A 25210-nucleotide genomic window follows, 5' to 3' on the forward strand; every position below is an offset into this window, starting at 1 on the left:
AAACGTTCACCGGCCGTTCAGCTCGGCCCCGGCTCAGCCGGTGACCGCCTCCCACAGGCTCCACACTCCGAGACCGAGCATCAGCAGCGCCGCGACCTGCGTGATCAGCTTCAGCGGCACCCGCTTCATCAGCGCCTTGCCGCCCACGATCCCCAGCCCGGCCACGGCCCACAGCGCCAGCACCGCACCGAGTCCGACGGACAGCGGATCGTCGTAGCGGGCGGCGAGGTTCGCGGTCATGATCTGGGTGAGATCACCGAACTCCGCGACGAGGATCAGCATGAACCCCGCCCCGGACACCTTCCAGAAGGACTGGTTCTCCGGCTTGCGGATCTCCTCCTCGCCCTCGTCCTTCTTCAGGAGCAGCATCGCCGCGCCGCCGAGGAAGAGCACACCCGTGAGCGCGTGCAGGAGCTGCTGCGGCAGCAGGGTCAGCACACTGCCCGCCGCCACGGCGAGCGTGACATGCAGCGCGAAGGCGGCGGCGACCCCGGCGAAGACGTACGACGCCCGGTAGCGGGTGCCGAGGACGAGACCGGCGAGCGCGGTCTTGTCGGGCAGTTCCGCGAGAAAGACGACGCCGAACACGAGCGCCATCACACTGAAGCTGATCAAGGTTCCTCAATCGGTCGGGGGCCGCCCCGCCGAGAGTGCAGTACCTCTTGCGAAAGAAGACACCTCGGCACGGCAGCACACGGTCAATGCACTGCGTTGCCGAAGGTCTCGCTGGCAGGACCCCCGATCGAGGTCCGCCTCCGGGCGCCGGCTCAGACGAGCTGAGCAGTATGTCGACGGTCCGGCGAAGAGCTACTCCCCTTCTGCTCCGACCATGGTACGCGATCGTTTCGCCGTAAACCTTGTCATGTCATGCACGTGTCACTAGCTTCTCACGCAACGCACACCTCCCCGCAACGCGGCGTGGCGAGCATTCCCCTGCTCGTGCACGCCCAACGCCCCCACACCCCATGGGAGTTCACATGTCCAAGTTCTACGCGCGTCGACGCCTGAGCATAGTCGCCGCCTTCACCGGCCTCATAGCCTCCGTCAGCCTCTTCAACGGCCCGGCCGCCTCCGCCGCGCTGCCCACCCCGGTCAGCGCCGCCACGGCCCGCACCTACCTCGCCTCGCTCACCGTGGCGACCGAGGACCGCACCGGCTACGACCGCGACCTGTTCAACCACTGGATCACCATCTCCGGCACCTGCAACACCCGTGAGACGGTCCTCAAGCGCGACGGCTCGAACGTCGTCACCGACTCCGCCTGTGCCTCCACCAGCGGCAGCTGGTACTCCCCCTACGACGGCGCCACCTGGACGGCCGCCTCCGACCTCGACATCGACCACCTCGTGCCGCTCGCCGAGGCCTGGGACTCCGGTGCCGACAACTGGACCAGCTCCAAGCGCCAGTCCTTCGCCAACGACCTGACCCGCCCGCAGCTCATCGCGGTCACCGACAACGTCAACCAGGCCAAGGGCGACCAGGACCCGGCCACCTGGATGCCGTCCCGCACCGCCTACCGCTGCACCTACGTGCGCGCCTGGGTCCAGGTGAAGTACTACTACGGCCTGTCCGTGGACACCGCCGAGAAGAGCGCCCTCACCAGCTACCTGAACGCCTGCTGAACACGGTGATCCCGGTGATCCCGGTGATCCCGTAGGCCCCGGAACCTACCCAGTGACCTCCGTCGTTCCGTACCGTACGGGACGACGGAGAGGGGATCGCTCGTGGCCGAACTGCGGCTGGGACCGCTGCTGAGGTATGCCGACGGCTCGTCGGCGACCGTCTGGGTCGAGGCGAGCCGTCCGTGCGCCGCGGAGGTGCGCGGCAGCGACGGCGCACGCGGCACGTCCCGGACCTTCCAGATCGCCGGGCACCACTACGCGCTCGTCGAGGTGAGCGGTCTCACACCGGGCACGACCCAGTCGTACGAGGTCTTCCTGGACGGTGCCCAGGTCTGGCCGCTGCCCGAGTCGCCCTTCCCGCCCTCGGTGATCCGCACCCCGGCCCCGGAGGACACCGTCCGGGTCGCCTTCGGCTCCTGCCGCTGGGCCGCGCCGCCGGACGGCGGGCACGACCCGGTCGGGCCGGACGCGCTGGACACCCTCGCCGCCCGGATCGCGGCCGACCCGGCGGGCGAGCGCCCGGACGTCCTGCTGCTGCTCGGCGATCAGGTGTACGCCGACGAGGTCTCCGAGGACACCCGCCGCTGGCTCGCCGCCCGCCGCGACCTGAGCGAGCCGCCGGGCAGCGAGGTCGCGGACTACGAGGAGTACACCCGCCTCTACTACGAGTCCTGGCTCGACCCCGAGGTCCGCTGGCTGCTCTCCACCGTGCCCAGCTGCATGATCTTCGACGACCATGACGTCATAGACGACTGGAACACCTCCGCCGCCTGGCTCGCCGACATGCGGGCCACCCCGTGGTGGCGCGAGCGCCTGCTGAGCGGACTGATGTCGTACTGGGTCCACCAGCACCTGGGCAACCTCACCCCGGCCGAGCTGGCCGCCGACCCGCTCTTCGCCGCCGTACGCGAAACCCCCGACGGAACCGACGAGTTGCGCGTCTTCGCCTGCAAGGCCGACGCCGACCCCGCCGCGGTGCGCTGGAGTTACCGGCGCGACTTCGGCCGGACCCGGCTGCTCATGATCGACACCCGTGCGGCCCGGGTCCTCGACGAGGACCGCCGCGCGATGATCCACCCCGGGGAGGCGGAGTGGCTGCGCGCGCAGACGTTGGACGGTCGCGGGGACTACGACCATCTCCTCATCGGCACCTCCCTGCCCTGGCTGCTCCCGCATCTGGTGCATGACGCCGAGGCGTGGGACGCGGCCCTGTGCCGGGGTGACCGGGGCGAGCGCTGGGCCCGGTTCGGGGAACGGCTCAGACGAGCGGCCGACCTGGAGCACTGGGCCGCCTTCCCGGCCTCCTTCGAGGAACTGGCGGAGGCGCTGCGCGAGGCGGGCTCGGGGCCCGGGGCGCCGGCGACGGTGTGCGTGCTGTCGGGGGACGTCCATCACGCGTACGTGGCCGAACCGACCTGGCCCGGGGGCGGCGGACCCGAGGCCCGGGTCGTCCAGCTGACCTGCTCCCCCGTCCACAACTCGATACCGCGATACATCCGCCTCGGCTTCCGCTTCGGCTGGAGCGGCGTCGCACGGGCCCTGGGACGGCGGATCGCGGGGCACGGCGGGGTGCCCCGGCCGAGCGTCGACTGGCGGCGCACGGGCGGCCCCTGGTTCGGCAACCAGCTGATGACCCTGGTCCTGCGCGGCCGCTCGGCCACCCTGAGATTCGAACAGGCCCGCCCGGAGAAGGGCGGCGGGGCCCGGCTGTGGACGATCGCGGAGTCTGAACTCAGTCCGTAGGCAGGGAAGTTGAATTCCTGCGACGCGCCCCGCAGCCCTGGCGACCTGAGCTCAGAGCAGGCCCGCCGCGGGAAGGGCGGCGGGGCGCGGCCTCGGACGGTTCGCGGAGTCCGAACTCAGCTCGCAGGCTGGCGGGTCGAGTGCTCGTGGCACGTCCCGCACCCCCGCGCGACCTGCGCTCGCAGCAGGCCCGCCCCGAGAAGGGCGGCGGGGCGCGGCCTCGGACGGTTCGCGGAGTCCGAACTCAGCTCGCAGGCTGGCGGGTCGAGTGCTCATGGCACGTCCCGCACCCCCGCGCGACCTGCGCTCGCAGCAGGCCCGCCCCGAGAAGGGCGGCGGGGCGCGGCCTCGGACGGTTCGCGGAGTCCGAACTCAGCTTGTAGGCTGGCGAGTTGACCCACTTGTGACGCGTCCCACAGTCACCGCGACCCGGGCTCGGAGCACCCCCCTCCGGACGGCATGATGAGGCGGACCTTCCGCTTCCAGCCATGCGCCCCACCGCCCGGGAGTCACCCCCTTTGTCTGCACCGAGCACGGTCCCCGCACCCACCCCCTCCTGCCCCTCCGTCGCCGTGGTCGGCGTCGGCCCGCGCGGCACCAGCGTCCTTGAACGCCTGTGCGCCTCCGCCCCTGAACTCCTCGCCCCCGGCGCCCGGTTGACCGTCCACCTGGTCGACCCGGCCCCACCGGGCCCCGGCCGCGTCTGGCGCACCACCCAGTCGCCCGAGCTGCTGATGAACACCGTCGCCTGCCAGGTCACCCTGTTCACCGACGACAGCGTCGACTGCTCGGGCCCACTGCGCCCGGGCCCGAGCCTGTACGAATGGGCGGACGGCGCGCTCGGCCCGGACGAGTACCCGACCCGCGCCCATTACGGCCGCTACCTGGAGTGGGTGTTCGCCCGTACGGTCCGCGAGGCACCGCCCTCGGTGCGCGTCGAGACCCACACGGCCCGCGCGACGCGCCTCGACGACACCCCGGACGGCCACCAGACCCTCGCCCTCGACAACGGCAGCACCCTGACCGGCCTGTCCGCCGTCGTCCTCACCCAGGGCCACCTCCCCACGGCCCCCGACACCGGGCAACGCCACCACACCCGGTACGCCGCACGGCACGGCCTGCGCCATGTCCCGCCCGCCAACCCGGCCGACGTCGACCGCTCGGGCGTACTCCCGGGCGAGCCGGTGCTGCTGCGCGGACTCGGCCTCAACTTCTTCGACCACATCGCCCTGTTGACCACCGGCCGGGGCGGCCGCTTCGTCGGCACCGGGCCCGGGATGCGCTATCGGCCGTCCGGCAACGAGCCACGGCTGTACGCCGGTTCACGCCGCGGCCTGCCCTACCAGGCGCGCGGCGACAACGCCAAGGGCCCCTACGGCCGCCATCGCCCGCTGCTGCTCACCCCCGAGGTGATCGCCGCCTTCCGCAAACGTGCCGACTCCGGCGAGGCACCGGACTTCCTGACGGAGATATGGCCGCTGGTCGCGAAGGAGGTGGAGACGGTCTACTACACGGCCCTCACCGGCGCCCCGGGCGACTTCGCCGACCGCTTTCCGGCCACCCCGCACCGCAGCGCCCAGGAGACCGCCGTACTGGACGACCTTGGCATACCGGAGGCCCGGCGCTGGTCCTGGGACCGCATCTCCCGGCCCTACGCGGGGCGGGAGTTCACCGGGCCCGGGACCTGGCGCGACTGGCTGCTGGCGTATTTGCGCGCGGACGCCGAGCAGGCCGCCCTCGGCAATGTGGCGGGCCCGCTCAAGGCGGCCCTGGACGTGCTGCGGGATCTGCGCAACGAACTGCGGCGGATCGTGGACCACGGCGGACTGGCCGGCGCCTCCCGCCGGGACCACCTGGACCACTGGTACACCCCGCTCAACGCCTTCCTCTCCATCGGCCCGCCCCGGCGCCGGATCGAGGAGTTGACGGCCCTGATCGAGGCGGGTGTGGTCGAGGTGCTCGGGCCCCGGCTCGACGTGCGCGAGGAGGACGGCGCCTGGATCGCGCACTCTCCCCTCGTGCCGGGCTCAACGGTCCGCGTCACCACGCTCGTCGAGGCCCGCCTCCCCGAACCCCGGCTGCGCCGCACCGCCGACGAACTCCTCGCCCGGCTGCTGAGCACCGGCCGGTGCCGCCCGCACACGGTCGACGGCTACGAGACCGGCGGACTGGACGTGACCGGGCGGCCGTACCGCCTGATCGACCGTCAAGGGCGGCCGCACACCGCGCGGTTCGCGTTCGGGGTGCCGACCGAGGGGGTGCACTGGGTGACCGCGGCCGGGGCCAGGCCGGGCGTGGACTCGGTCACACTTTCGGACGCGGACGCGGTGGCGAGGGCCGTTCTGCGTACCACTACGGCGGAAGCGGAGCCCGATGCAACGGGAGTGGAACCCGGGGTTCGGCTGAATGTTGAACTTGCAAGCACCATTAGGCATGCCTAACCTGGGGGGCCCACAGGCACTCCCGTCCCCACGTCCCCAAGGAGTCCCCCACATGACCGGCCGCCTCAACAGCGCCCAGCCGTACGCTCTGGGCCTGTTCCGCATAGTCGTCGGACTGCTCTTCACCTGCCACGGCGCCTCTTCCCTCTTCGGCGTGCTCGACGGCCAGACCGTCGAGACCGGTGCCTGGCCCAACTGGTACGCCGCCGTCATCGAGTTGGTCGGCGGCAGCCTGGTCCTGCTCGGCCTCGCCACCCGCGCCGCCGCTTTCGTCTCCTCGGGCGCGATGGCGTACGCCTACTTCAAGGTCCACCAGCCGGAGGCCCTTTGGCCCATCCAGAACAGCGGTGAGGGCGCCGCGATGTACTGCTGGGCGATGTTCCTGCTGATCTTCACCGGCTCCGGCGCCTTCGGCCTCGACCGGCTGTTCGTCAAGCGCTCCCCGGCGCGGGAGGAGCAGCCCCGGGAGCAGACGCCGGTCGCCGCCTGACCCGGCCGACGGCGCCCGCCCCTTCACCGGGACGGGCGCCGTCGTCGTGTCTCAGGCAACCCAGCCGAAGGGCACCGTGAAGCAGCCCACCCGGCCGCCCTTGCTGCCCGGTTCCTCGTGCAGGACGACCGAGGACGCCTCGCCCTGCCGGAAGCCCCACGAGTGCCGGGCACTCGCCCCGCCCGCGCCGCGCTCGTCGGCGGTGAAGTCCAGCCACACCTCGTTCTCGGCGTTGACGTGGTGCGCCTCCGCGGAGACCACGTGCTGGTAGTGCCCGCCCGCCGCGAGCGGGTCGGCGCCACAGGGCTTGCGGTGCACATGGACGCCGTACGCGTGTCCGGGCTTGAGCCCCTCGACCCGCAGCCGCACGCTCGTCGCGCCGCCGGTCGTCGTCCGCTGCTCGACCTCGATCCACGAGGCGGCCGGGACCAGTTCCATGTCGTACGTCAGCGCCGCCGAGGGGACGAAGGCGCCGGGCGGCGCGAACCGCGCGTCCGTCCGCATCTCGAAGCCACCGGCGCCGTCACCGCCGCCGACGGCGAGCACGGCCGCCGCCAGGGCGCCCGCACATATGCCTGCCACCATGATCTTCCTTACGTTGCTGGGTTTCGGGACCCCCTCTCCGTGCTACGGGACACCCACCGCCCCCGCCCCCGGGGACCGGCAGCCGGGTGAACATCACGTATTGAACACACGAGCCCCCTGTGAACCACCCGTCACTGCCTGCGGCGTACGCTGTACAGCCACGGGGGAAACGGGGAGTCGGGGTGCTGGAGAGTTTCGAAAGTGTTGGATCATTGGCCGCCAGTCCATGGATCTACGGGGCCGTAGCCCTGTCGGTCCTGCTGGATGTGTTCGTGCCGGTGCTGCCCAGCGGGGTGCTGGTGATCATGGCCGCCACCGCGGCGGCAGCGGGTACGGCCGCGCGGGTGCCGGACATCCTGGCGCTCACGCTCTGCGCGGCCACCGCCTCCGTGCTCGGCGATCTGGTGGCCTACCGCCTCGCCTGGCACGGCGGTAACCGGGTGACCCGCGCCATCGCCCGTTCGCGGCGCCTGACCAGCGCGCAGGAACGTCTCGGCGCGGCTCTCGCGCGCGGCGGCGGCGCCCTGGTCGTCCTCGCCCGCTTCGCCCCGGCCGGCCGCTCGGTCGTCTCCTTCTGCGCCGGAGCCGCACACCGCCGGGCCCGCGACTTCCTGCCCTGGTCCGCGCTGGCCGGACTGTCCTGGGCCACCTACAGCGTGGCGCTCGGCTACTTCGGCGCGCAGTGGATGGGCGCGAGCTGGCTGGCCACCGGGGTGTCCTTCGGGGCGCTGGCGGCGGCGGGCGCGGGAGCGACGTATCTGGTGCGGCGGGGACAGCCCGCCTGAGGGCACGTCCGAGGGCCCATGGGGCGGCGGAAACAACAAAGGCAAGGGAGTTCGCTTCCCTTGCCACTCTCAACGTATAGCGCATGGGGGGCCTTGCGGCAAGCCCCCCCTGGTGCCGCAGAATCGCTCATCCAACGCCAGTAGCTGCGGAAATGAGTGATTCCTGAAGTGAGTGCCCCTCTGGTTCGAAGCGCGTTCGACCTTCCCGAGCGGCTCGCCGCGAAGGCCGACCCCGCACTGATCGCCGCCGACGAACGGCACTTCGCGGCCATCGCGGAGAGCCTGGAGCAGAACATCGCCGAACTGTCCGACCGCCTCGCCGCCGAACTCAGGGCGCCCGGCGGCGCGGGCCGCGCGGCCATGGACCGGGACGCCGAGGTCCACCGGCTGACCTCCCGACTGCGCGCCCTGCGCCGGTTCGGACTCGACCTGGTCCTCGGCCACATCGTCGCCGCCGACGACCCGGAGCCCGTCTACATCGGCCGGTTCGGCCTCACCGACAGCGAGGGCCACCGGCTGCTGCTCGACTGGCGGTCCCCCGCCGCCGAGCCCTTCTTCGCCGCCACCCACGCCGGCCCCATGGGCCTGGCCAGCCGCCGCCGGTACCGCTGGAAGGACGGCCTGATCAGCGACTACTGGGACGAGGTCTTCAGCGCCGACGGACGCGAGGGACACGCCGCCCTCGACGACCAGTCCGCCTTCATCGCCAGCCTCGGCACCAACCGCTCGGACCGGATGCGCGATGTGCTGGCCACCATCCAGTCCGACCAGGACGCCATCGTCCGCGCCGGATCGCGCGGCGCCCTCGTCGTCGACGGCGGCCCCGGCACCGGCAAGACCGTCGTCGCCCTGCACCGCTCCGCCTACCTCCTCTACTCCGACCCCCGGCTCGGCCACCGGCGCGGCGGACTGCTCTTCGTCGGCCCGCACCAGCCGTATCTGTCGTACGTCTCCGACGTCCTGCCCAGCCTGGGCGAGGAGGGCGTACAGACCTGCACCCTGCGCGACCTGGTCGCCGAAGGGGCCGGGGCGCCGGACGAACCGGACCCGGAGGTGGCCCGGCTGAAGTCGTCCGCGGACCTGGTGCGGGCGATCGAGAAGGGCGTCCGCTTCTACGAGGACCCGCCCACCGAGCCGATGACGGTCACCACCCCCTGGGCCGACGTCCGGGTCACCGCCCGCGACTGGGCCGAGGCGTTCCAGGCCCCCGGCCCGAGCACCCCGCACAACGAGGCCCGCGAGCTGATCCGCGAGGAACTGGTCGCCATCCTGCTGGACAAGCACGAGGAGCAGGTCCCGCCCGAGCCGTTCCGCCGGCTGCTGCTGCGGGACGAGGAACTGACCGAGGTCCTCGACCGCGCCTGGCCGCTGATCGAGGCGGCCGACCTGGTCGGCGACCTCTGGTCGGTGCCCGCCTATCTGCGCCTGTGCGCGCCCTGGCTCTCCGCCGACGAGGTCCGCCTGCTGCAGCGCAAGGCGACGCCGCACGCCTGGACGGTGTCCGACCTGCCGCTGCTGGACGCGGCCCGGCAGCGGCTCGGCGACCCGGCGGCGGCCCGCCGCAAGCGCCGGCAGCGGGCCGCGCTGGACGCCCAGCGCGACCGGATGGCACAGGTCGTGGAGAACCTGATCGCCGCCGACCACGACGGCGAGGGGCTGATGACCCAGCTGCGCCGCGCGGACTTCCAGCGCAACCTGGTCGACGAGTCCGAACTGCCCACCGCCGACCCGGATCTGCTCGCCGGGCCGTTCGCGCACATCGTCGTCGACGAGGCGCAGGAACTGACCGACGCGGAGTGGCAGATGCTGCTGCTGCGCTGCCCGTCCCGGAGCTTCACGATCGTCGGCGACCGCGCCCAGGCCCGGCACGGCTTCACCGAGTCCTGGCGGGAACGGCTCGAACGGATCGGCCTGACCCGCATCGAGGTCGCGTCGCTCAGCGTCAACTACCGGACGCCGGAGGAGGTCATGACGGAGGCCGAGCCGATGATCCGCGCGGCACTCCCGGACGCCAACGTGCCGACGTCGATCCGCAGTTCGGGCATCCCGGTCGTCCACGCCCCGCTCGCGGACCGCGACCCGATCATCTCGACCTGGCTGGCCGCGAACGAGGACGGCATCGCCTGTGTGATCGGCGACCCGACCTTCCGGGAGACGGCCAGGGTGCGCTCGCTGACTCCGGAGCTGTCGAAGGGCCTGGAGTTCGACCTGGTGGTCGTCGTGAACCCGGAGCGGTTCGGCGAGGGGGTCGAAGGAGCGGTGGACCGCTATGTGGCGATGACGCGGGCGACCCAGCGCCTAGTCGTTCTCACCTGACGGCCCGTGGTGGTGCTTGGCCTTCATCCGGGCGTCGACACGATCCGCTATGGCCACCTCGGCCCAGAAGCGGTGGGTGCTGACGAACACGGCGAGCTCGTGCTCACGCTGCCGGAGCTTCTCCACGGCTGCCTGCTCATCGGCGGTCCAGCCGGGAGAAGCGGGCCGCTCGATCTTCCGCCAGCCGTGGTCGTCACTGAATCCGTCCAGCGGCTCCACCGACCAGGGCAGCCGCTTGAGCAGGGCCGACAGCTCGGCCCTGACCTGATGCAGCTCCTCCTGACCGGCGAGGAGGTCACTCGGAAAGTCATAGGTCGTAGCCACGGCCGCAATGGTACGCCTGTTCGATTTTGGGTGGCGAGTTGCTTCGCGGGGTTCATTCGAACGGGTGCGTGATGTCAGTGGCCGCCAGTAGGTTCGCGGCGTGAGGGAGACAGACCTGAAGCTGAGCGACGGCCGGACGCTGCACATCTACGACGCCGAAGACGCCGGAGCCTCCGGTTCCGTGGACTCCGCGGCCCGCCTCGTCGTCCTCTGGCACCACGGCACCCCGAACATCGGCGCCCCGCCCCAGCCCCTCTTCCCCGCCGCCGCCCGGCTCGGCATCCGCTGGGTGTCGTACGACCGCCCCGGCTACGGCGGTTCCACCCCGCACCCCGGACGGGACATCGCCTCGGCCGCGGGTGACGTGGCCGCCGTCGCCGACGCCCTCGGCATCGACCGGTTCGCGGTGCTGGGCCACTCCGGTGGCGGCCCGCACGCCCTGGCCTGCGGCGCCCTCCTGCCCGACCGGGTCCTGGCCGTGGCCGCGGTGGCCGGCCTTGCCCCGTTCACCGCCGAAGGGCTCGACTGGTTCACAGGCATGTCGAACTCCGGCGTGGCCTCACTGCGCGCCGCCGCGAAGGGCCGTACGGCGAAGGAGGCCCACGAGGCGACCGCCGAGTACGACCCGGAGATGTTCACTCCGGCCGACCACACCGCGCTCTTGGCGGAGTGGTCCTGGTTCGGAGAGGTCGTGGGCCCCGCCCTGGAGCCGGGACCGGCCGCCCTCATCGACGATGACCTGGCGTACACATCCCCGTGGGGCTTCGCCCCCGCCCGGATCACCGCACCACTCCTCCTCCTGCACGGCGAACAGGACCGCGTGGTCCCCAGCGCACACAGCCAATGGCTCGCGGATCAGTGCCCGACGGCCGAGCTGTGGCTGAAGCCGGAGGACGGCCACATCTCCGTCCTCGACGCCGGCGAGAGCGCGCTGGAGTGGCTGGCCACGTCCGCGCAGCACCCCGCACCGCCCAGAATGAACCCATGAATCCACTGACTCCCCACTGGACCGCCCGCCCCGAGACAGCCGCCGACATCGACGCCGTCCGTGAGATCGTCCTGGCCGCGTTCGAGACGCCATTGGAAGCCGACCTGGTGGACGCGCTGCGGACCGACGAGGCCTGGATCGAAGGCCTCTCCTACGTCACCACAGGCACCACCGGCACCACCGCGGAACCCGTCGGCTACGCCCTGCTGACCCGCTGCCACATCGACGACGTACCGGCCCTGTGCCTGGCCCCCGTCGCCGTACACCCCGACCACCAGCGCACCGGCGCGGGCGGCGCGGCGATCCAGGCGGCCCTCGACGCCGCCGCGCACCAGGGCGAACGCTTCGTCACGGTCCTCGGCCACCCCGACTACTACCCGCGCTTCGGCTTCACCCGAGCCACCACGCACGGAATCGCCGTCCCCTTCGAGGTCCCCGACGAAGCCCTGATGGCCCTCTCCCTCAACGCCGACCCCCTGCCCGTCGGCACCATCCGCTACGCCAAGCCCTTCGGCATCTGACATGCGCAGCGAAGCGAAGGACGTCGACGCCTACCTGGCCGAACTGCCGGCGGACCGCAGAACCCCCCTGACCCGCCTACGCGCCCTCTGCCGCACCGAACTCCCCACCCACACCGAGGTGATGGCTTACGGCATGCCCGTCTACACCCGGGACGGCGAACCGGAGATCGCCTTCGCCTCCCAGAAGCAGTACATCTCCTTCTACCTGATGCGAAACGACATCCGGGAAGCCTTCACCGAACGCCTGGCCGACCAGGACATGGGCAAGGGCTGCCTGCGCTTCCGCAGCCCGGCCGCCGTCGACTACGACCTGGTACGAGACCTGCTCAGAGCTACGGCGAAGGGCCCCGGCAAGATCTGCTGAGGCCCCCGCGCGTACCGCGTCAGTGCCCCGCGGCCCTCAGCTCCTCCACCAGCCGGGCGGCCACCGGCACCTTCACACCCTGCAGGTCCGCCGCCCGCAGCAGCGCCCCGCCGATGGCATCGAGCTCGACGGGCCGCCCCGCCTCCGCGTCCCGCTGCATGGAGGACTTGGTGGCGGCCGGGAAGGCGTCGTACCGACCGAGGGCCTGCCCAGGATCGCCCGGCCCACCACAGGCCCGGCTGACGGCGGCGGCCTCCTCGACGAGCGCGACCAACTCGTCCCGGTACCGGGTCCGCACCTCACCGAGCGGAAGCCCGTACCGGGTGGTGAGCAGCGCGAACGGCGCGAGGAAGGACATCTTCGCCCACAGCACACCACTCTCGCCCGCAAGCACCCGAGTAGTGGGCCCAGCGGCCCCGAGCACTTCAGCGAGCCCCTCCACCCGCTCACGCGGAACAGTGTCCGACGTCAGATCGATCTCGGCGAAGGGACTGCCGTGCTCGATGACACCAGGAGCGACCCGGGTGGACTCGACCCGAATCACAGCGGGCGCGACGAGATCGGCCCGATGATGCTCCCGCAGGACACCAGGATGCTCGACCCCATTGAGAAACGGCACGAGGAGAGCCTCACCGAGCGCACCGGCCGGAATGCGCTGGCGCGCCGAGTCGAGCGAGGTGTGCTTGACCCCGACGAGACAGACGTCGACCGGCTCACGCAGCACGGTGTCGGCCTGCACGGGCGCGGTGAAGTCGCCGTACAGGCCACTACGCACCCGAATCCCGTCGGCACGCAGCGTCTCGACGGTCCCCTCCCCCGCCAGACAGACCGCACGATGCCCGGCACGGGAGAGCAGCCCCGCGAGCAGCCCCCCGATCCCACCGGGCCCAAGTATCGCGACACGCAGTTCAGTCATGACCGAAGCCAGCCCTTCATCGGTCGGCCCCGCTGATCGGTGGCCGCCACCCGGCGATCATGACAGACCTGACATCCACTCGGGGGCGGATTGTCAGTGCCAGGAGTAAGACTGGACGCATGTGCCGCAGCATCAAGACACTCCGCCCCCCGGTAATGCCCGAAGAGGCCACCGAGGACGACATCAGGGCCGCCGCCCTCCAGTACGTCCGCAAGGTCTCCGGCTTCAGAGCCCCCGCCGCCCACAACCGCGAGGTCTTCGACCAGGCCGTCGACGCCATCACCGAGGCCACGGCAACCCTCCTCGCCGGCCTCGAAATCCGAGGCCACCCCACCCGCAAGGCCAGCTGACACAAAGAAGGCCCCGACCCTGAAAGGGCCGGGACCTCCACAACACGTGGGCGCGGACGGTTTCGAACCGCCGACATCCTGCTTGTAAGGCAGGCGCTCTACCACTGAGCTACGCACCCGTGATGAGTCGACAGCGTACCTTGCCGGAGGCACTGCCCCACAAACCCGGGGGTTAACCCCACCCGAAACCCGGTAGCGGTCCGGATCGTCGGCGTGGGGGCTCGGTTCGTACGGTCGTAGAGGCTCGTGGGAGCTTCGAGGAACTGGTGTGGGGAGGCTGTTGTGGGGCGTGTGCGGCTGGGGCGGGTCGGGGCTGTCGGGGTGGTTGCGTTGCTGGTCGGTGGGCTCGGGGCTTGCGCTGATGCCGGGGAGGACACCGAGCCCGAGCGGCGGTCGTTCGGGATCGAGGGGCGGACCCTGGTGATCGATTCCGATGACTCGGCTCTGGAGATCGTGGCCGCTGAGGGAAGCCCGGAGGGCGAGGTGCGGGTGACCCGATGGTTCAAGGGGTCCGTGGTCATGGGGGGCGATCCCAAGGTGACCTGGGAGATGAAGGACGACCGGCTCGAGTTGCGGCTGAAGTGCTCCGGCGTCGTCGCCGACTGTGCCGCCAGGCATCTGATCGAGGTGCCCCGGGGGATCTCCGTGGAGGTCCAGGACGGGGACGGCAGTGTGCGGGCCCGGGGCTTCGAGGACCCGCTGAACATTCGGACCGGTGATGGGTCTGTGCATGTCACCGACTCCCGGGGGCCGCTGCGGGTCCAGACCGGGGACGGGTCCGTGCGGGCCGAGGTCGACTCGCGTGAGGTGCGGGCGCAGACCGGGGACGGGTCGGTGAAGCTCGAACTGGGCGTCGTACCGGACCTGGTGGAGTCCCGTACCGGGGACGGGTCGGTGACCATTGAGGTGCCCCGGGCCACGTACCGGGTGACTACCCGGACGGGCGACGGTGGGGTCGAGGTGTCCGTGCCCCGGGACGAGTCGAGCGCGCATGTCATCGGTGCGCGGACCGGGGACGGGAAAGTCACGGTCCGAACCGCGAACTAACGGGCCCGTGTGTTCGTCCTTAACCGGTGGGAGAATGACAGCGCCGGGCAGGGCGGACCACAGCACGGGAGAGGGATGTGACGGCGACACCATCGCAGCCGTACTCGCCGTTGGTGCCGCGCGCACCCCGACCCCGTCCCGTACGGCAGGCACTCGCGGACACCGTCACCCTGCTCGCCCTGCCGCTGGCCGCCGCGCTGGTGCTGCCCGCCGCGTTCGCCGGCGGCGGCACCCGGCGCTGGTTCGGCGGGCGGGCCGAGAGCCAGCGGGCCGAGGCGCAGGCCGCGAAGGACGATGCCGCGGCCGCGTTCTACGAACTGGACACCGCCCAGCGCGATCTGCGGATCTCGATAGAGACCATCACGGCCGTCGACGACTCCCCCGCCGCCCGGCGGGCGGTCAGTGACTTCCAGGCGGTCAGCAGGCGTATCGACGAGGTCAGTCATCAGTACATCCAGGCCGTCGACGCCCATGATCTCGACCGGGACGATCTCGAAGCCTCGGCCGCCGTACGCGCGCGTACGGAGCTGAGCAGGGCCAAGGACGCGCTCACCGACGTCAAGCGGGAGCTGGACAGGTTCGAGAACAGTCTCGGGCCGCTGCTCGGCAAGGCGGAGACGCAGTTGGCGCGGCTCGCGCCCGCCGTGGAGCGGGCCCGGCAGGGGTTGCTCGGCGCGTCCAACGCCCTGGACGCCGTACGGTCGTCCGGGTTGAGGGCCGATGATCTCGCCGCGCGGCTTGCGGCGCTGGCTCCTGAGCTGACCCGGTTGAATCAGGGTGCCGGGCAGCATGGTGTGCCGCAGACGCTGGAGCGTGCCGAGCGGGTGGCCCGGGAGGCCGAGGCGGTCAGGGTCGAGGCTGAGCGGTTGCCCGAGCGGGCCGCCGAGATCGATCATCGGCTGGTTTCGCTGCGGACCCGGGCGCAGGCGCTCACCACGCGGTCCGGGCAGGTCGACCCGGTGCTGAGCGAGTTGCGGCGGCGGTTCACGGCGGCTTGCTGGCAGGACCTTCAGGGCGTGCCCGACCAGGCCGTCGAGAATGTGCGGCAGGCCGAGCTGAGGCTGAAGGAGGCCCAGGCGGCGCGGGACGAGCAGCGCTGGCCGGATGCGACCGCGCTGTTGTCGACGGTTCGGGCGTTGCTCAACTCCACGGACGAGTCGGTGTCCGCCGCGGGGGACCGGCTGCGGCGGCTGAACGCCGTGCAGAAGGATCCTGCCGTCGAGATCGACCGTACGCGGTTCGCGATCCGGGATGCGCAGCGGTTGGCCATGGCCGGGCGGAACACGCCTGATCCCCGGGACGCGCGGCCGCTGGACGACGCGGTGGGGCGGCTGGAGCGGGCGATCGGGACGCTGGAGGGGCGGCACCCCGACTACTGGCACTTCCTGATGGAGCTGGAGGGGGTGCGGGAGTCGGTGGGGCGGGTGGTGGCTCGGATCCGTGAGGAGCGGGGTGGCTCCGGCGGCTAGTCTGTCGGCATGCCTCGCTATGACTATCGGTGCCGGACCTGTGGTGACACGTTCGAGGTCAGCCGGCCTATGGCTCAGTCGTCCGACCCTGCCTCCTGTCCTTCGGGGCATGAGGACACGGTGAAGTTGTTGTCGACGGTGGCTGTGGGCGGTACGGCCAGTGCGGGTGCGCCCGCGCCTCAGGGGGGCGGCGGCTGCTGTGGTGGTGGGTGCTGCGGGTAGCTCCGCTGGCAGAGCCGATTGCGTCTGCGGGTGTGTGGGGGCTGGTCGCGCAGTTCCCCGCGCCCCTTTGTGGGGGGGCTCTTGCCCCCCACACCCCCAGGAACGGCTACCTCGGCGTCTTCGTTTCCCTCAGGAACTCCCTGAGGATCCTCTCCCCCGCCAGTACTCCCCGCTCCGGCAGCGCCCTGATCTGCGGCGCCGACCACTGCTCATCCGCCAGCTCCCCGTGCCCGGGACGCCAGCCCTTGTCCGCCGCGAGCAGCAGGTCCGCGTCGAGCAGTGAGTCGCCCGCCGCCAGGGTCAAGTCCGCGCCGGTGCGCCGCGCCAGTTCGTGCATGGCCGCGCTCTTCGTGAGCGGCTTGGGGACCGCGTAGATCTTGCGGCCCTGGAGGGAGACGGTCCAGCCGCGGTTTTCGGCCCAGGCCGCCAGTTCCTTCACCCACTCCTCGGGCAGCAGTTCCCGTTCCACGACCAGGTAGGCGAAGAGGTCCTCGGCGACCCGGTGCTTGCGGACCCACATCGGGTCGGCGGTCGCCATCAGGTACTCGCGGATCTCGTCCAGGGGCGCGCACTCGTCGGCGAGGCGGGCCGTGACGCGGGCGTACCAGTCGGGGTCGGAGACTCCGTCCACCAGCAGGTGGCCGCCGTTGGCGCAGATCGCGTACTTGGGCTGCGGGCCGGGGAGGTTGATGCGCTCGTACTGCTTGCGGGTGCGGGTCGTGGTCGGCACGAAGAGGGCCACGTCGCCGAGTTCCGTCAGCAGCTGCGAGGCGGTCTCGGTCATGTACGACAGCGGCCTGGACTCGTGCACCTCCACGCACAGCAGCCTGGGCGCCCGCGCGTCCGGCATGGTCAGCGCGAGGGCCGCGGCGGAGTAGATGAGCGTACGGTCGAGGTCGCTGGCCACCAGCACCGGCATCAGAGCGACACCGCCTTGCCGTCGGCGCCCGTCGCGCCCCGCGTGTACTTGGGGTGGATCAACCCCACGCAGGTGTACGGCAGTCCGGCCACTTCTTCCACGGGTACCCCTCTTTGCTCCGCCAGCAGTCGTACATGGTCCAGGTCGGCGCCGGCCCCTGCCCGCGCCAGGATCTTCCACGGCACCCTGCGCAGCAGCACCCGCGTGGTCTCACCGACGCCGGGCTTGACGAGGTTCACGTCATGGATGCCGTACTCCTCGCTGATGCGCTCGACCGCCGCCCAGCCTTCCCAGGTCGGCGTCCGGTCGGCCGACAGCAGCTCCTTGGCCTGGGCGTCCACCGCGTCCGCGACCTCGGGGAAGCGGGCGGCGACGGCGTCCAGGAAGTCCACCGAGACATCGGCGCCGGCGAGTTCGCGGTAGAACTTCGCGCCGTGGAAGTCGTTCGGGCCGACCAGGTCCGCGCGCAGCACGGTGCGGGAGATCAGGCCGGACACCGTGGAGTTGAGGCACGCGGACGGGATCAGGTAGTCCTCGCGGGTGCCGTACGTCCGTACGCATGAGCCCGGGTCGGCCAGTACCGCGATCTCCGGGTCGAAGCCGGTGATGCCCTCGGCGGCCTCGAACTCCTCGATGGCGTCGGCCAGTTCGCGGGTGATGGCACCCTTGCCGGTCCAGCCGTCGACGAAGACGACGTCACGCGGGTCGTGGTGGGCGGCGAGCCAGCGCAGCGCGTTGGCGTCGATACCGCGGCCGCGCACGATGGAGACGGCGTAGTGCGGCAGGTCGAGGCCGTGGCGGTGCTGGGCCCAGCGGCGCATCAGGACGCCGACGGGGGTGCCCGCGCGGGCCAGGGACACCAGTACGGGGCGCGGGGAGCGTTCGGCGAGCACGACCTCCGTGACCGCGCCGACGGCCTGGGCGAGCCGGGACGCCGACTCCTCCAGCGCCGTCTGGAACAGGCCCTGGTACTGGGCGCTCGGCTGGTACTCCACCGGCAGTGACTCCGCGTAGTGCGCGCCGCCGCTCTGGATGGCCTCCTCGCGCTCCTCGGTCGGTGCCTCCAGGGTGACCTCGGACAGGTCCTGGAGGAGCCAGCCGACCTCCTGCGGGGCGTACGAGGAGAAGGCGGGGCCGCGGAGGGGCTCGGGCAGCATCGAGGGCCTTTCGGGTACGTACAGGGGCTCGGGGACGTAGGAGGGGACGACCACGAGCAGGACGTGCGGGGTGTGCGCGGAGAGCTGCGCGAGCAGTCCGTCGGGGGCGTGCAGTTCCGGGGTGTCGGCGGTGGAGTCGACCACGGCGACGATGGCGTCGAAACCCGCTCCGGCGACGTTGTAGGCGTAGCGGTCGCCGGGGCCGTCCGCCGGGTTGTCGTGGGCCGGGAAGACGAGGCGGGTGCGGATCGCATAGCCGGGGTCGTCGACCGCGAGAACCGGTGAGCGGGTGGTGGTGGAGTAGCGGATCTCGGTGTCGCCGGTGATCTGCTCCAGCTCGCGGGCGAGGCGGAGGGGGGCGTACATCAGCTCTTCGAAACCGAGGATGTGCACGCGGTGCGCATTGTCGGGGAGTGCCTCTGCCAGGCGGGCTGCCATGGCCGGCAGGGCGTTTTCGAGGCGTATTCGGTGTGCCTGGGTGAAGCCGTGGCGACCGCCGTCGGGGAGGCCCCGGGGCCATTGGAGGTCGATGCGGTTGACTGCCGGGCGCGGGTCTGTGGGGGCTGGTCGCGCAGTTCCCCGCGCGGCGGTAGCCGCATATTCAACACAGCCCCGCGCCCCTGGGGAGTTGGTCTGCTCGTACTTCGTTACGAGCCCCTGCCCCTTCTCCAGCACCCCCTCCGGCAGTCGTACCGTCCCCTTCGCACCCGCCACCAGGTCCACCCTCGCGCCGATCTCCCGCGCGAACTCCTCCAGCCGCCCCGCGTCCGCTGCCGACCTCATGTCGACGAGGGCGACCACGACATACCGGCGCCTCGGGTAGCGCTCGTGCAGGTCGCGGATCGTGTTCAGGACCGTGTTGCCGGTGGAGAACTCGTCGTCGACCAGGACCAGGGGGCCGTCGCCGACCAGCAGGGCCGGGTCCTCGGGCAGCAGCAGGTGCGAGGTCGCGTGCGAGTGGGACTCCTCGAAGCCGCCCGCGGGGGCAACTCCGGGGACCGGTCGGCGGGTCGAGTGCAGGTACGGCGCGAGGCCGATGCCGTCGGCGACGGAGTGGCCGAGCCCCGTCGCGGTCTCCGCGTAGCCGAGGACGACCGCGGTGGCCGCCTCCTCGGCGCCCAGCAGCTCCCGCACCTGTCGGCCGAGGGTGAAGCCATGGCCGTAGACCACGGTCGGTGACTGCGGGATGTGTTTGCCGAGCACATGGGAGACGAGGAGGTGGGCCCGCTTGGGGTTGCGGCGCAGGGCCAGGCCCAGCAGGTCCTTCAGCGTGTCGTCGCCCTTCAGTTCGACCCCGAGTCGCTCGGCGACCCAGCTGCCGGACCAGACCCCGTTGTTCACTGCCTTGTTCATGCGTCCCTTGGTTGTCGGTGGTCAGCCGGGGATTCCGGCGGCGAGCAGCTCCACGAAGCCGACGTCCTCGTTGGCCACTCCGAAGACCTCGGCGCGCAGCAGGGTCCGCTCGGCCCAGGCGCGGTGCGGCTTCACCTCGTTCATCTTGTTCGTGTACTGCGAGCGCAGCACGCCCCCGCCGCCGCGTTCGGGCCGCAGGATGTCCTGTGCGTCGCTGAACTCCTCGTGGCTGACGACGGACAGCGCGTGCACGGGCAGCACGTGGGAGGGGTGGATGCAGGTCTTGCCGGTGAGGCCGTTGGCCTGGTCGAGGGCGATCTCGCGGAGCAGGCCGTCCATGGCGTGCTCGATGAGGGCCTCGCGCAGTTCCTCGGCCTGGCCCTCCAGGAAGGGGCTGCGGCGCAGCTGGGGCTTGAACATACGTTCCTGCACGCGGAAGTACTCCCAGACGGGGCCGGTCACGGTGAACCCGGTGCCGTCGGCCCGGCCGAGCATGTTGACCACGTCGGCGATGACGGAGGCGACGATCTGGACGTCGTACGCCGTCATGTCGGAGGCGCGGCGCAGGCCGTAGGAGGAGCAGAAGTCGGTCACGCCGAGCCGCAGCGCGAGCACTCTCTCACGATACTTGTCGACCGCCCGGAAGATCCCTTCCAGGGTCTCCACCCGGGACTCCCGGAACAGCAGCTCGGGCGACTCCAGCACGGGCATGGCGAACAACCGGCGTCCGCTCGCCGTCTCGGCGGCCGTCAGCGCCTCCAGGAAGGGGATGCCGCGCTCCTCGGTGAACTTCGGCAGCACGAATCCGGACAGCAGCCCTACGCCGGTTCCCAGGCGTCGTACGAGGTCGGGGATCTGTTCGGGGGTACGGACCCGGATGAACAGCAGCGGCAGCGGCTCCGGCGCGCGGCCGGCGAGCTCGGTGAACTGCCGGACGAGGTTCTCCTCGCCCGCCGCCACGTCCTCGTCACCGATGGAGTCCTCCAGGCACAGCACCATCGAGACCACGCCACGGGCGGCCTGCTTGCGGATGTCGTCCGCCAGCCGCGGCCGGGTGGCCGGGCTGTAGAGCGTGGCGCCCAGGGCCGTGGAGAGCAGCCGGGCCGGGGAGTCCGCGTCGAACTCGCACGGCTCCCGGTGGAACAGGCGCTGCCGCACCTCAGGGGCGATGTGCCCGAAATGACGCATAAAACTCCCCCGTGGTGGCTGAGCGACCCCCGTGATCTGTTCACAGGTGGCCGGTAATAGTACGTAGATTCCTATGTCAGGGGTTCCCGCAGGGCATGAATTTCTGGTAACGCGGGTGCGGAGACCATCCGCCGATCATGTACCCCCGCGTTGTCGTGATCACTACCGAGAGGGCAGGATGACCGCATGACGCACGCGATGCTGAAGGGGTCGAACGTCCCGCTCGAAGCCACGACCGTACGTGCCGTGCTCCGCTGGACGCCCGGGCAGGGGGTCCCGGATGTCGACGCCTCGGCGCTGCTCCTCGGCCCCGACGGTCGGGTGCGGTCCGACGAGGACTTCGTTTTCTACAACCAGCCCCGGCACCCCTCCGGGAAGGTCTGGCGGCTCGGCAAGAAGCGGGGCGCCGAGGGCCTCACCGACACGATCCAGACAGATCTCTCCGGTGTCGAGCCCGACGTCAGTCAGATTTACCTGGTCGCATCGGCGGACGGCGCCACCTTCGACCTCGTACGTTCGCTGCGCATCCTGCTGTACGACGCGTCCGTGGCCGACGGCGAGCCGCTGCTGCACTTCGACATCAAGCCGGAGACGGGCAAGGAGACGGCCCTGATCTGCGGTGAGCTGTACCGCCGCGGCGAGGGCTGGAAGTTCCGCGCCCTGGGCGAGGGCTATTCCAACGGTCTGAAGGGCCTGGCCACGGACTTCGGCATCTCGGTGGACGAGTCGGAGGTGACGGTCCCCGAGGAGCCGGCGGAGGAGCTCCGCGCCCAGCCCCTGCCGCCCGAGCAGCCCACGACGGCGGTCCCGCCGCAGCCCTCGTACGGCTACCCGCAGACCCCGCCGGCGACCCAGCCCGCCTACGGCTACCCCCAGCCCACCAGCCAGCCCGCCTACGGCGGCTACGGCTACCCGCCCCCGGTGACTCCGGCCCCGGTCCCGGTCCCGACGGGAGATTTCCGCCTGCCTCCGCAGGGGCCGCAGTTCATCGGACGGTAGCCGGTCTACCGATCCGCCTTCGCCTTGTAACCCCGCCCCCACTGCAGTCCCCACCCGTACAACCGGTCAAGCTCGGCCTGGAACCCGTACACGAACTTGACCTCGCGCCGCACGACGATCTCGCCCTTCACGTTCTCGATCATCACCACCGCGCAGGAGCGGGCCAGCGGATGCCGCTCGTCCAGACCGATCTCGATCCGGGGCCCGTTGCTGGGGTACAGCGTGACGGTCGCGTGCGTCCGGTCGAACGCCGGCGTCTGGTCGTAGATGTACACGAACACCAGCAGCCGCTTGATGTTCTCCCGCTGGTCGAGATTGACGTACATCGTCTCGCCGGAGGCCGACCCGAACCGGTCGTCCCCGCTGAGCTTCACGTACGGCGGCGAGTTGACGTCCCCCAGGAACCCGCCGAGCGGCTGGACGACCCCCTTCGTCCCGTCGGCCAGCTCGTACAGGCACCCGAGGTCCAGGTCCACGTTGACCATGCTCATGCTGTGCCCGACGACCTCCGGCGGCTTCAGCGCCTTGAACGGATGCCGCAGCAGACTCTCCCGCTGCGGCCCGCCTATGTCGGAGCTGCGCATCCGCCAGTTCAGATTGATCCGCAGATGCCCGGTGGCCGCGTCCTGCTTCGTCAGCGAGACCGTGCCGTGCCGTTTGGTCAGCTCGATCGCGTTGCTCGCCGCACTGCCCGTGTCGAACTGGGCGGCGCGTCCACGCCAGAGCAGCCCGTCCAACCAGCCCATTTCCCGCCCCCACGCACACACTCGGACCATCGAAACGGGGCGGCCGGAGACCCGGCCGCCCCGTCATGAAGCGTTCCTCACTCGGAGCGGTGTCACACCCCGGACGAGACCTCAGTCTTGTCCGAGGTCTCCGCTTTTCCCTCGGCCGCCGCGAGGCGGCGGTTGCGGCGCACGGAGGACCAGAAGGACCAGCCGATCAGGATGACGCCGATGGAGCCGGTGATGAGCTCGCTGATCTCGTACTGGATGGTGATCAGCAGGATCGCGGCGAGGGCGCCGATGGCGTAGTGGGCGCCGTGCTCCAGGTAGACGTAATCGTCGAGGGTGCCCTGGCGGACCAGGTAGACCGTGAGCGATCGGACGTACATCGCGCCGATACCGAGACCCAGCGCCATCAGGACGATGTCGTTGGTGATGGCGAAGGCGCCGATCACGCCGTCGAAGGAGAAGGACGCGTCCAGCACCTCGAGGTAGAGGAACATGAAGAACGCGGCCTTGCCGGCGAGGAGCACCGCCGAGCGGGGCTTGCCGGTGCGCTCGGCCTCTTCCTCCGCCTCGTGCTCGCGCTCCTCCTCCTCTTCGAGCTTGTCCTCGAAGAAGCCGGAGAGACCGCCGACGACCATGTACGTGATGAGACCGGCGATACCGGAGAGCAGAACCGTCTCTGCCTTGTCCGCCGGGCCGGCGTGCAGATGGGCGTGGGTCGCGAAGGTCATCGAGGTGATGAGCAGGATGATCAGGGCGACACAGACCGACAGCATGTCGATCTTGCCGAGCTTGGCCAGCGGGCGCTCCAGCCAGCCGAGCCACTTGATGTCCCGCTCCTCGAAGATGAAGTCGAGGAAGATCATCAGCAGGAACATGCCACCGAAGGCCGCGATCGACGGGTGAGCGTCGGTGACGAGCTGCTCGTACCGGTCCTTGTCGGTGAGCGCGAGGTCGACGGCCTCGATCGGGCCCATCGAGGCGGTGACGGCGACGATGACGACAGGGAACACCAGTCGCATACCGAAGACGGCGATCAGCACGCCGATGGTGAGGAAGATCTTCTGCCAGAAGGCATTCATCTTCTTCAGGATCCCGGCGTTGACCACTGCGTTGTCAAAAGACAGCGAGATCTCAAGGACGGAGAGGATCGCCACGACGCCGAAGGCGGTCCACCCCCCGTAGAGGACCGCCGCGACGAGGCCGAGCGCGGTGACCGCGAACGACCAGCCGAAGGTTTTCAGAACCACTGGCTACCCAATCCTGTGTGTACGGGTCTCCCCCGAGCCGTACTCGGCTTTACGAACTTTTGAACCCGCAGTGTAGTCGGCAGCCCCACGTTCCCCACCGGCCCCCGACTTTTGCTCATAACGCGTTATGAGACGTTGACCCCGAAGTCCAGGGCGATGCCCCGCAGACCCGACGCGTACCCCTGCCCGACCGCGCGGAACTTCCACTCGCCCTGGTAGCGATAGACCTCGCCGAAGATCATCGCCGTCTCGGTGGAGGCGTCCTCGCTGAGGTCGTAACGGGCGAGTTCCTGGCCGTCGGCCTGGTTCACCACGCGAATGAAGGCATTGCTGACCTGCCCGAAGGTCTGGCCGCGGTCATCGGCCAGATGGATCGAGACAGGGAAGACGATCTTGTCGCACTGGGCGGGGACCTTGGAGAGGTCGATCAGCAGCGACTCGTCGTCGCCGTCGCCCTCGCCGGTCAGGTTGTCGCCGGTGTGCTCCACGGAGCCGTCCGGGCTCTTGAGCTGGTTGTAGAAGATGAACCACTCATCCCCCATCACCCGCCCGCCGTTGCACATCAGCGCGCTGGCGTCGAGGTCGAAGGGGGCTCCGGTGGTGGAGCGCGCGTCCCAGCCGAGCCCGATCATCACCTGGGTGAGGTTCGGTGCGGCCTTGGACAGGGAGACATTGCCCCCCTTGGCGAGCGTGACGCCCATGATGCTGGTCCTCCCCGGGTCGAGCTTCTTTGGTTGTTTCCCTGCGCGTCCGGCGCCGCACGCAAACCGTGCGGCGCCGGGCGGTCGGAGCGCGGGTTACTGCTGGATCAGACGTTCACACCGAAGTCCTGCGCGATACCGCGCAGGCCCGAGGCGTAGCCCTGGCCGATGGCGCGGAACTTCCACTCCGCACCGTGCCGGTAGAGCTCACCGAAGACCATGGCGGTCTCGGTGGAGGCGTCCTCGCTGAGGTCGTAGCGGGCGATCTCGGCGCCGCCGGCCTGGTTGGCGACGCGGATGAACGCGTTGCGCACCTGGCCGAAGGACTGCTGACGGTTCTCGGCGTCGTAGATCGACACCGGGAAGACGATCTTCTCGACGTCGGCCGGGACACCCGCCAGGTCGACCTTGATCTGCTCGTCGTCGCCCTCGCCCTCACCGGTGAGGTTGTCACCGGTGTGCTCGACGGAGCCGTCGGGGCTCTTGAGGTTGTTGAAGAAGATGAAGTGCGCGTCGCTCGCGACCTTGCCGGACGAGTTCAGCAGCAGCGCGCTGGCGTCCAGGTCGAAGTCGGTGCCGGTGGTGGTGCGGATGTCCCACCCCAGACCGACGATGACCGCGGTGAGGCCAGGGGCCTCCTTGGTCAGCGATACGTTGCCGCCCTTGCTGAGGCTGACTCCCACGAGTCCTCCATAGATGTCCAGGGGCGGGGAGCCCCGCCATGCGTTT

Annotated in this window: 25 protein-coding genes and 1 tRNA gene; 14 read left to right on the plus strand and 12 right to left on the minus strand. The window is 70.6% G+C overall.

Translation table 11 applies throughout. The features are described from left to right. Window positions 1-33 precede the first annotated feature (33 nt). Window positions 34-615 carry a TMEM165/GDT1 family protein gene (locus tag STRCI_RS12940; RefSeq protein ID WP_269659066.1) on the minus strand — a complete coding sequence of 194 codons (582 nt, stop codon included), beginning with the start codon at window positions 613-615 and terminating at the stop codon, window positions 34-36. Window positions 616-977: 362 nt separating this feature from the next. Between STRCI_RS12940 and STRCI_RS12945 the strand changes: the two genes are divergently transcribed. The 4 genes from STRCI_RS12945 (at window position 978) to STRCI_RS12960 (ending at window position 6296) form a co-directional block, all read left to right on the plus strand. Next, complete coding sequence (locus tag STRCI_RS12945) at window positions 978-1622, plus strand: HNH endonuclease family protein (protein WP_269659067.1); 645 nt, start codon at window positions 978-980, stop codon at window positions 1620-1622. A gap of 102 nt (window positions 1623-1724) precedes the next feature. Further along, window positions 1725-3365: an alkaline phosphatase D family protein gene (locus STRCI_RS12950; protein ID WP_269659068.1), complete on the plus strand. Its 1641-nt coding sequence runs from the start codon at window positions 1725-1727 to the stop codon at window positions 3363-3365. A 488-nt stretch (window positions 3366-3853) separates the two neighbouring features. Beyond that, window positions 3854-5806 carry an FAD/NAD(P)-binding protein gene (locus STRCI_RS12955; protein WP_269659069.1) on the plus strand — a complete coding sequence of 651 codons (1953 nt, stop codon included), beginning with the start codon at window positions 3854-3856 and terminating at the stop codon, window positions 5804-5806. A 52-nt stretch (window positions 5807-5858) separates the two neighbouring features. Then, a complete protein-coding gene (locus tag STRCI_RS12960) occupies window positions 5859-6296 on the plus strand; it encodes a DoxX family protein (RefSeq protein ID WP_269659070.1) in 438 nt (145 codons plus the stop codon). Between the two features lie 51 nt (window positions 6297-6347). On the opposite strand, the gene STRCI_RS12965 is transcribed toward STRCI_RS12960, so the two are convergent. Continuing rightward, the gene (locus STRCI_RS12965) at window positions 6348-6881 is read right to left on the minus strand and encodes a superoxide dismutase family protein (RefSeq protein WP_269659071.1); all 534 of its coding nucleotides are present in this window, start codon (window positions 6879-6881) and stop codon (window positions 6348-6350) included. A 182-nt stretch (window positions 6882-7063) separates the two neighbouring features. Here STRCI_RS12965 and STRCI_RS12970 point away from each other — a divergent pair, with 182 nt between their 5' ends. Beyond that, complete coding sequence (locus STRCI_RS12970; RefSeq protein WP_269659072.1) at window positions 7064-7666, plus strand: DedA family protein; 603 nt, start codon at window positions 7064-7066, stop codon at window positions 7664-7666. Between the two features lie 168 nt (window positions 7667-7834). Then, complete coding sequence (helR, locus tag STRCI_RS12975) at window positions 7835-9982, plus strand: RNA polymerase recycling motor ATPase HelR (RefSeq protein WP_269659073.1); 2148 nt, start codon at window positions 7835-7837, stop codon at window positions 9980-9982. On the opposite strand, the gene STRCI_RS12980 is transcribed toward helR, so the two are convergent. Beyond that, window positions 9965-10306 (minus strand): hypothetical protein, encoded by a 342-nt coding sequence (locus tag STRCI_RS12980; RefSeq protein WP_269659074.1) that lies wholly within the window; start codon window positions 10304-10306, stop codon window positions 9965-9967. The genes helR and STRCI_RS12980 overlap by 18 nt on opposite strands. A gap of 100 nt (window positions 10307-10406) precedes the next feature. Here STRCI_RS12980 and STRCI_RS12985 point away from each other — a divergent pair, with 100 nt between their 5' ends. Genes STRCI_RS12985 through STRCI_RS12995 form a run of 3 tightly spaced genes read left to right on the plus strand, consistent with a single transcriptional unit; the run spans window position 10407 to window position 12179 of the window. Next, window positions 10407-11294, plus strand: coding sequence for an alpha/beta fold hydrolase (locus tag STRCI_RS12985; RefSeq protein ID WP_269659075.1), 888 nt, complete (start codon window positions 10407-10409; stop codon window positions 11292-11294). Next, window positions 11291-11815, plus strand: a complete 525-nt coding sequence (locus STRCI_RS12990) for a GNAT family N-acetyltransferase (RefSeq protein ID WP_269659076.1) — start codon at window positions 11291-11293, stop codon at window positions 11813-11815. Before STRCI_RS12985 ends, STRCI_RS12990 begins: the two co-directional genes overlap by 4 nt. A gap of 1 nt (window position 11816) precedes the next feature. Then, window positions 11817-12179 carry an iron chaperone gene (locus STRCI_RS12995; protein ID WP_269659077.1) on the plus strand — a complete coding sequence of 121 codons (363 nt, stop codon included), beginning with the start codon at window positions 11817-11819 and terminating at the stop codon, window positions 12177-12179. 19 nt (window positions 12180-12198) lie between these two features. Here the strand turns inward: STRCI_RS12995 and STRCI_RS13000 are convergent, their stop codons facing one another. Next, complete coding sequence (locus STRCI_RS13000) at window positions 12199-13095, minus strand: ketopantoate reductase family protein (protein WP_269659078.1); 897 nt, start codon at window positions 13093-13095, stop codon at window positions 12199-12201. Between the two features lie 119 nt (window positions 13096-13214). Between STRCI_RS13000 and STRCI_RS13005 the strand changes: the two genes are divergently transcribed. Beyond that, on the plus strand, window positions 13215-13445 hold the full coding sequence (locus STRCI_RS13005; RefSeq protein ID WP_269659079.1) for a DUF2277 domain-containing protein: 231 nt from the start codon (window positions 13215-13217) through the stop codon (window positions 13443-13445). Between the two features lie 47 nt (window positions 13446-13492). Here STRCI_RS13005 and STRCI_RS13010 read toward each other — a convergent pair. Continuing rightward, window positions 13493-13564: transfer RNA gene (locus STRCI_RS13010), tRNA-Val, on the minus strand. 163 nt (window positions 13565-13727) lie between these two features. Here STRCI_RS13010 and STRCI_RS13015 point away from each other — a divergent pair. From STRCI_RS13015 to STRCI_RS13025, 3 genes are all read left to right on the plus strand, one after another. Further along, window positions 13728-14492 (plus strand): DUF4097 family beta strand repeat-containing protein, encoded by a 765-nt coding sequence (locus STRCI_RS13015; RefSeq protein WP_269659080.1) that lies wholly within the window; start codon window positions 13728-13730, stop codon window positions 14490-14492. A gap of 77 nt (window positions 14493-14569) precedes the next feature. Beyond that, window positions 14570-15961, plus strand: a complete 1392-nt coding sequence (locus tag STRCI_RS13020) for a hypothetical protein (protein ID WP_269659081.1) — start codon at window positions 14570-14572, stop codon at window positions 15959-15961. A 9-nt stretch (window positions 15962-15970) separates the two neighbouring features. After that, window positions 15971-16183, plus strand: a complete 213-nt coding sequence (locus tag STRCI_RS13025; protein ID WP_269659082.1) for an FmdB family zinc ribbon protein — start codon at window positions 15971-15973, stop codon at window positions 16181-16183. 106 nt (window positions 16184-16289) lie between these two features. Here STRCI_RS13025 and STRCI_RS13030 read toward each other — a convergent pair whose 3' ends face one another. From STRCI_RS13030 to STRCI_RS13040, 3 genes are read right to left on the minus strand one after another with little or no spacing between them, the layout of a single operon-like run. After that, window positions 16290-17102, minus strand: a complete 813-nt coding sequence (locus STRCI_RS13030; RefSeq protein WP_269659083.1) for an HAD family hydrolase — start codon at window positions 17100-17102, stop codon at window positions 16290-16292. After that, window positions 17102-19612: a phosphoribosyltransferase gene (locus STRCI_RS13035; protein ID WP_269659084.1), complete on the minus strand. Its 2511-nt coding sequence runs from the start codon at window positions 19610-19612 to the stop codon at window positions 17102-17104. The genes STRCI_RS13030 and STRCI_RS13035 overlap by 1 nt, the downstream gene beginning before the upstream one ends. A 21-nt stretch (window positions 19613-19633) precedes the next feature. Then, complete coding sequence (locus STRCI_RS13040) at window positions 19634-20800, minus strand: HpcH/HpaI aldolase/citrate lyase family protein (protein WP_269659085.1); 1167 nt, start codon at window positions 20798-20800, stop codon at window positions 19634-19636. 186 nt (window positions 20801-20986) lie between these two features. Between STRCI_RS13040 and STRCI_RS13045 the strand changes: the two genes are divergently transcribed. After that, window positions 20987-21799: a TerD family protein gene (locus STRCI_RS13045; protein WP_269659086.1), complete on the plus strand. Its 813-nt coding sequence runs from the start codon at window positions 20987-20989 to the stop codon at window positions 21797-21799. A 5-nt stretch (window positions 21800-21804) separates the two neighbouring features. Here the strand turns inward: STRCI_RS13045 and STRCI_RS13050 are convergent, their stop codons facing one another. From STRCI_RS13050 to STRCI_RS13065, 4 genes are all read right to left on the minus strand, one after another. Then, window positions 21805-22545: a TerD family protein gene (locus STRCI_RS13050; RefSeq protein ID WP_269659087.1), complete on the minus strand. Its 741-nt coding sequence runs from the start codon at window positions 22543-22545 to the stop codon at window positions 21805-21807. 92 nt (window positions 22546-22637) lie between these two features. Next, entirely contained in the window at window positions 22638-23780 is a 1143-nt protein-coding gene (locus tag STRCI_RS13055; protein WP_269659088.1) for a DUF475 domain-containing protein, read from the minus strand. Window positions 23781-23905: 125 nt separating this feature from the next. Then, on the minus strand, window positions 23906-24481 hold the full coding sequence (locus tag STRCI_RS13060; protein WP_269659089.1) for a TerD family protein: 576 nt from the start codon (window positions 24479-24481) through the stop codon (window positions 23906-23908). A 107-nt stretch (window positions 24482-24588) separates the two neighbouring features. Then, window positions 24589-25164 (minus strand): calcium homeostasis/redox stress adaptation protein, encoded by a 576-nt coding sequence (locus tag STRCI_RS13065; RefSeq protein WP_269659090.1) that lies wholly within the window; start codon window positions 25162-25164, stop codon window positions 24589-24591. Window positions 25165-25210: the final 46 nt, after the last annotated feature.

Source organism: Streptomyces cinnabarinus (genome assembly GCF_027270315.1).
Classification (GTDB): domain Bacteria; phylum Actinomycetota; class Actinomycetes; order Streptomycetales; family Streptomycetaceae; genus Streptomyces; species Streptomyces cinnabarinus.

Bases quoted from the DNA above. Each gene is read 5' to 3' on its own strand.
- STRCI_RS13030 (WP_269659083.1), bottom strand. From the start codon at position 17,102: ATGCCGGTGCTGGTGGCCAGCGACCTCGACCGTACGCTCATCTACTCC.
- STRCI_RS12995 (WP_269659077.1), top strand. From the start codon at position 11,817: ATGCGCAGCGAAGCGAAGGACGTCGACGCCTACCTGGCCGAACTGCCG.
- STRCI_RS12965 (WP_269659071.1), bottom strand. From the start codon at position 6,881: ATGGTGGCAGGCATATGTGCGGGCGCCCTGGCGGCGGCCGTGCTCGCC.
- STRCI_RS12945 (WP_269659067.1), top strand. From the start codon at position 978: ATGTCCAAGTTCTACGCGCGTCGACGCCTGAGCATAGTCGCCGCCTTC.
- STRCI_RS13060 (WP_269659089.1), bottom strand. From the start codon at position 24,481: ATGGGCGTCACGCTCGCCAAGGGGGGCAATGTCTCCCTGTCCAAGGCC.
- STRCI_RS12960 (WP_269659070.1), top strand. From the start codon at position 5,859: ATGACCGGCCGCCTCAACAGCGCCCAGCCGTACGCTCTGGGCCTGTTC.
- STRCI_RS13005 (WP_269659079.1), top strand. From the start codon at position 13,215: ATGTGCCGCAGCATCAAGACACTCCGCCCCCCGGTAATGCCCGAAGAG.
- STRCI_RS13025 (WP_269659082.1), top strand. From the start codon at position 15,971: ATGCCTCGCTATGACTATCGGTGCCGGACCTGTGGTGACACGTTCGAG.
- STRCI_RS12990 (WP_269659076.1), top strand. From the start codon at position 11,291: ATGAATCCACTGACTCCCCACTGGACCGCCCGCCCCGAGACAGCCGCC.
- STRCI_RS13035 (WP_269659084.1), bottom strand. From the start codon at position 19,612: ATGAACAAGGCAGTGAACAACGGGGTCTGGTCCGGCAGCTGGGTCGCC.
- STRCI_RS13045 (WP_269659086.1), top strand. From the start codon at position 20,987: ATGACGCACGCGATGCTGAAGGGGTCGAACGTCCCGCTCGAAGCCACG.
- STRCI_RS13050 (WP_269659087.1), bottom strand. From the start codon at position 22,545: ATGGGCTGGTTGGACGGGCTGCTCTGGCGTGGACGCGCCGCCCAGTTC.
- STRCI_RS13040 (WP_269659085.1), bottom strand. From the start codon at position 20,800: ATGCGTCATTTCGGGCACATCGCCCCTGAGGTGCGGCAGCGCCTGTTC.
- STRCI_RS13000 (WP_269659078.1), bottom strand. From the start codon at position 13,095: ATGACTGAACTGCGTGTCGCGATACTTGGGCCCGGTGGGATCGGGGGG.
- STRCI_RS12955 (WP_269659069.1), top strand. From the start codon at position 3,854: ATGCGCCCCACCGCCCGGGAGTCACCCCCTTTGTCTGCACCGAGCACG.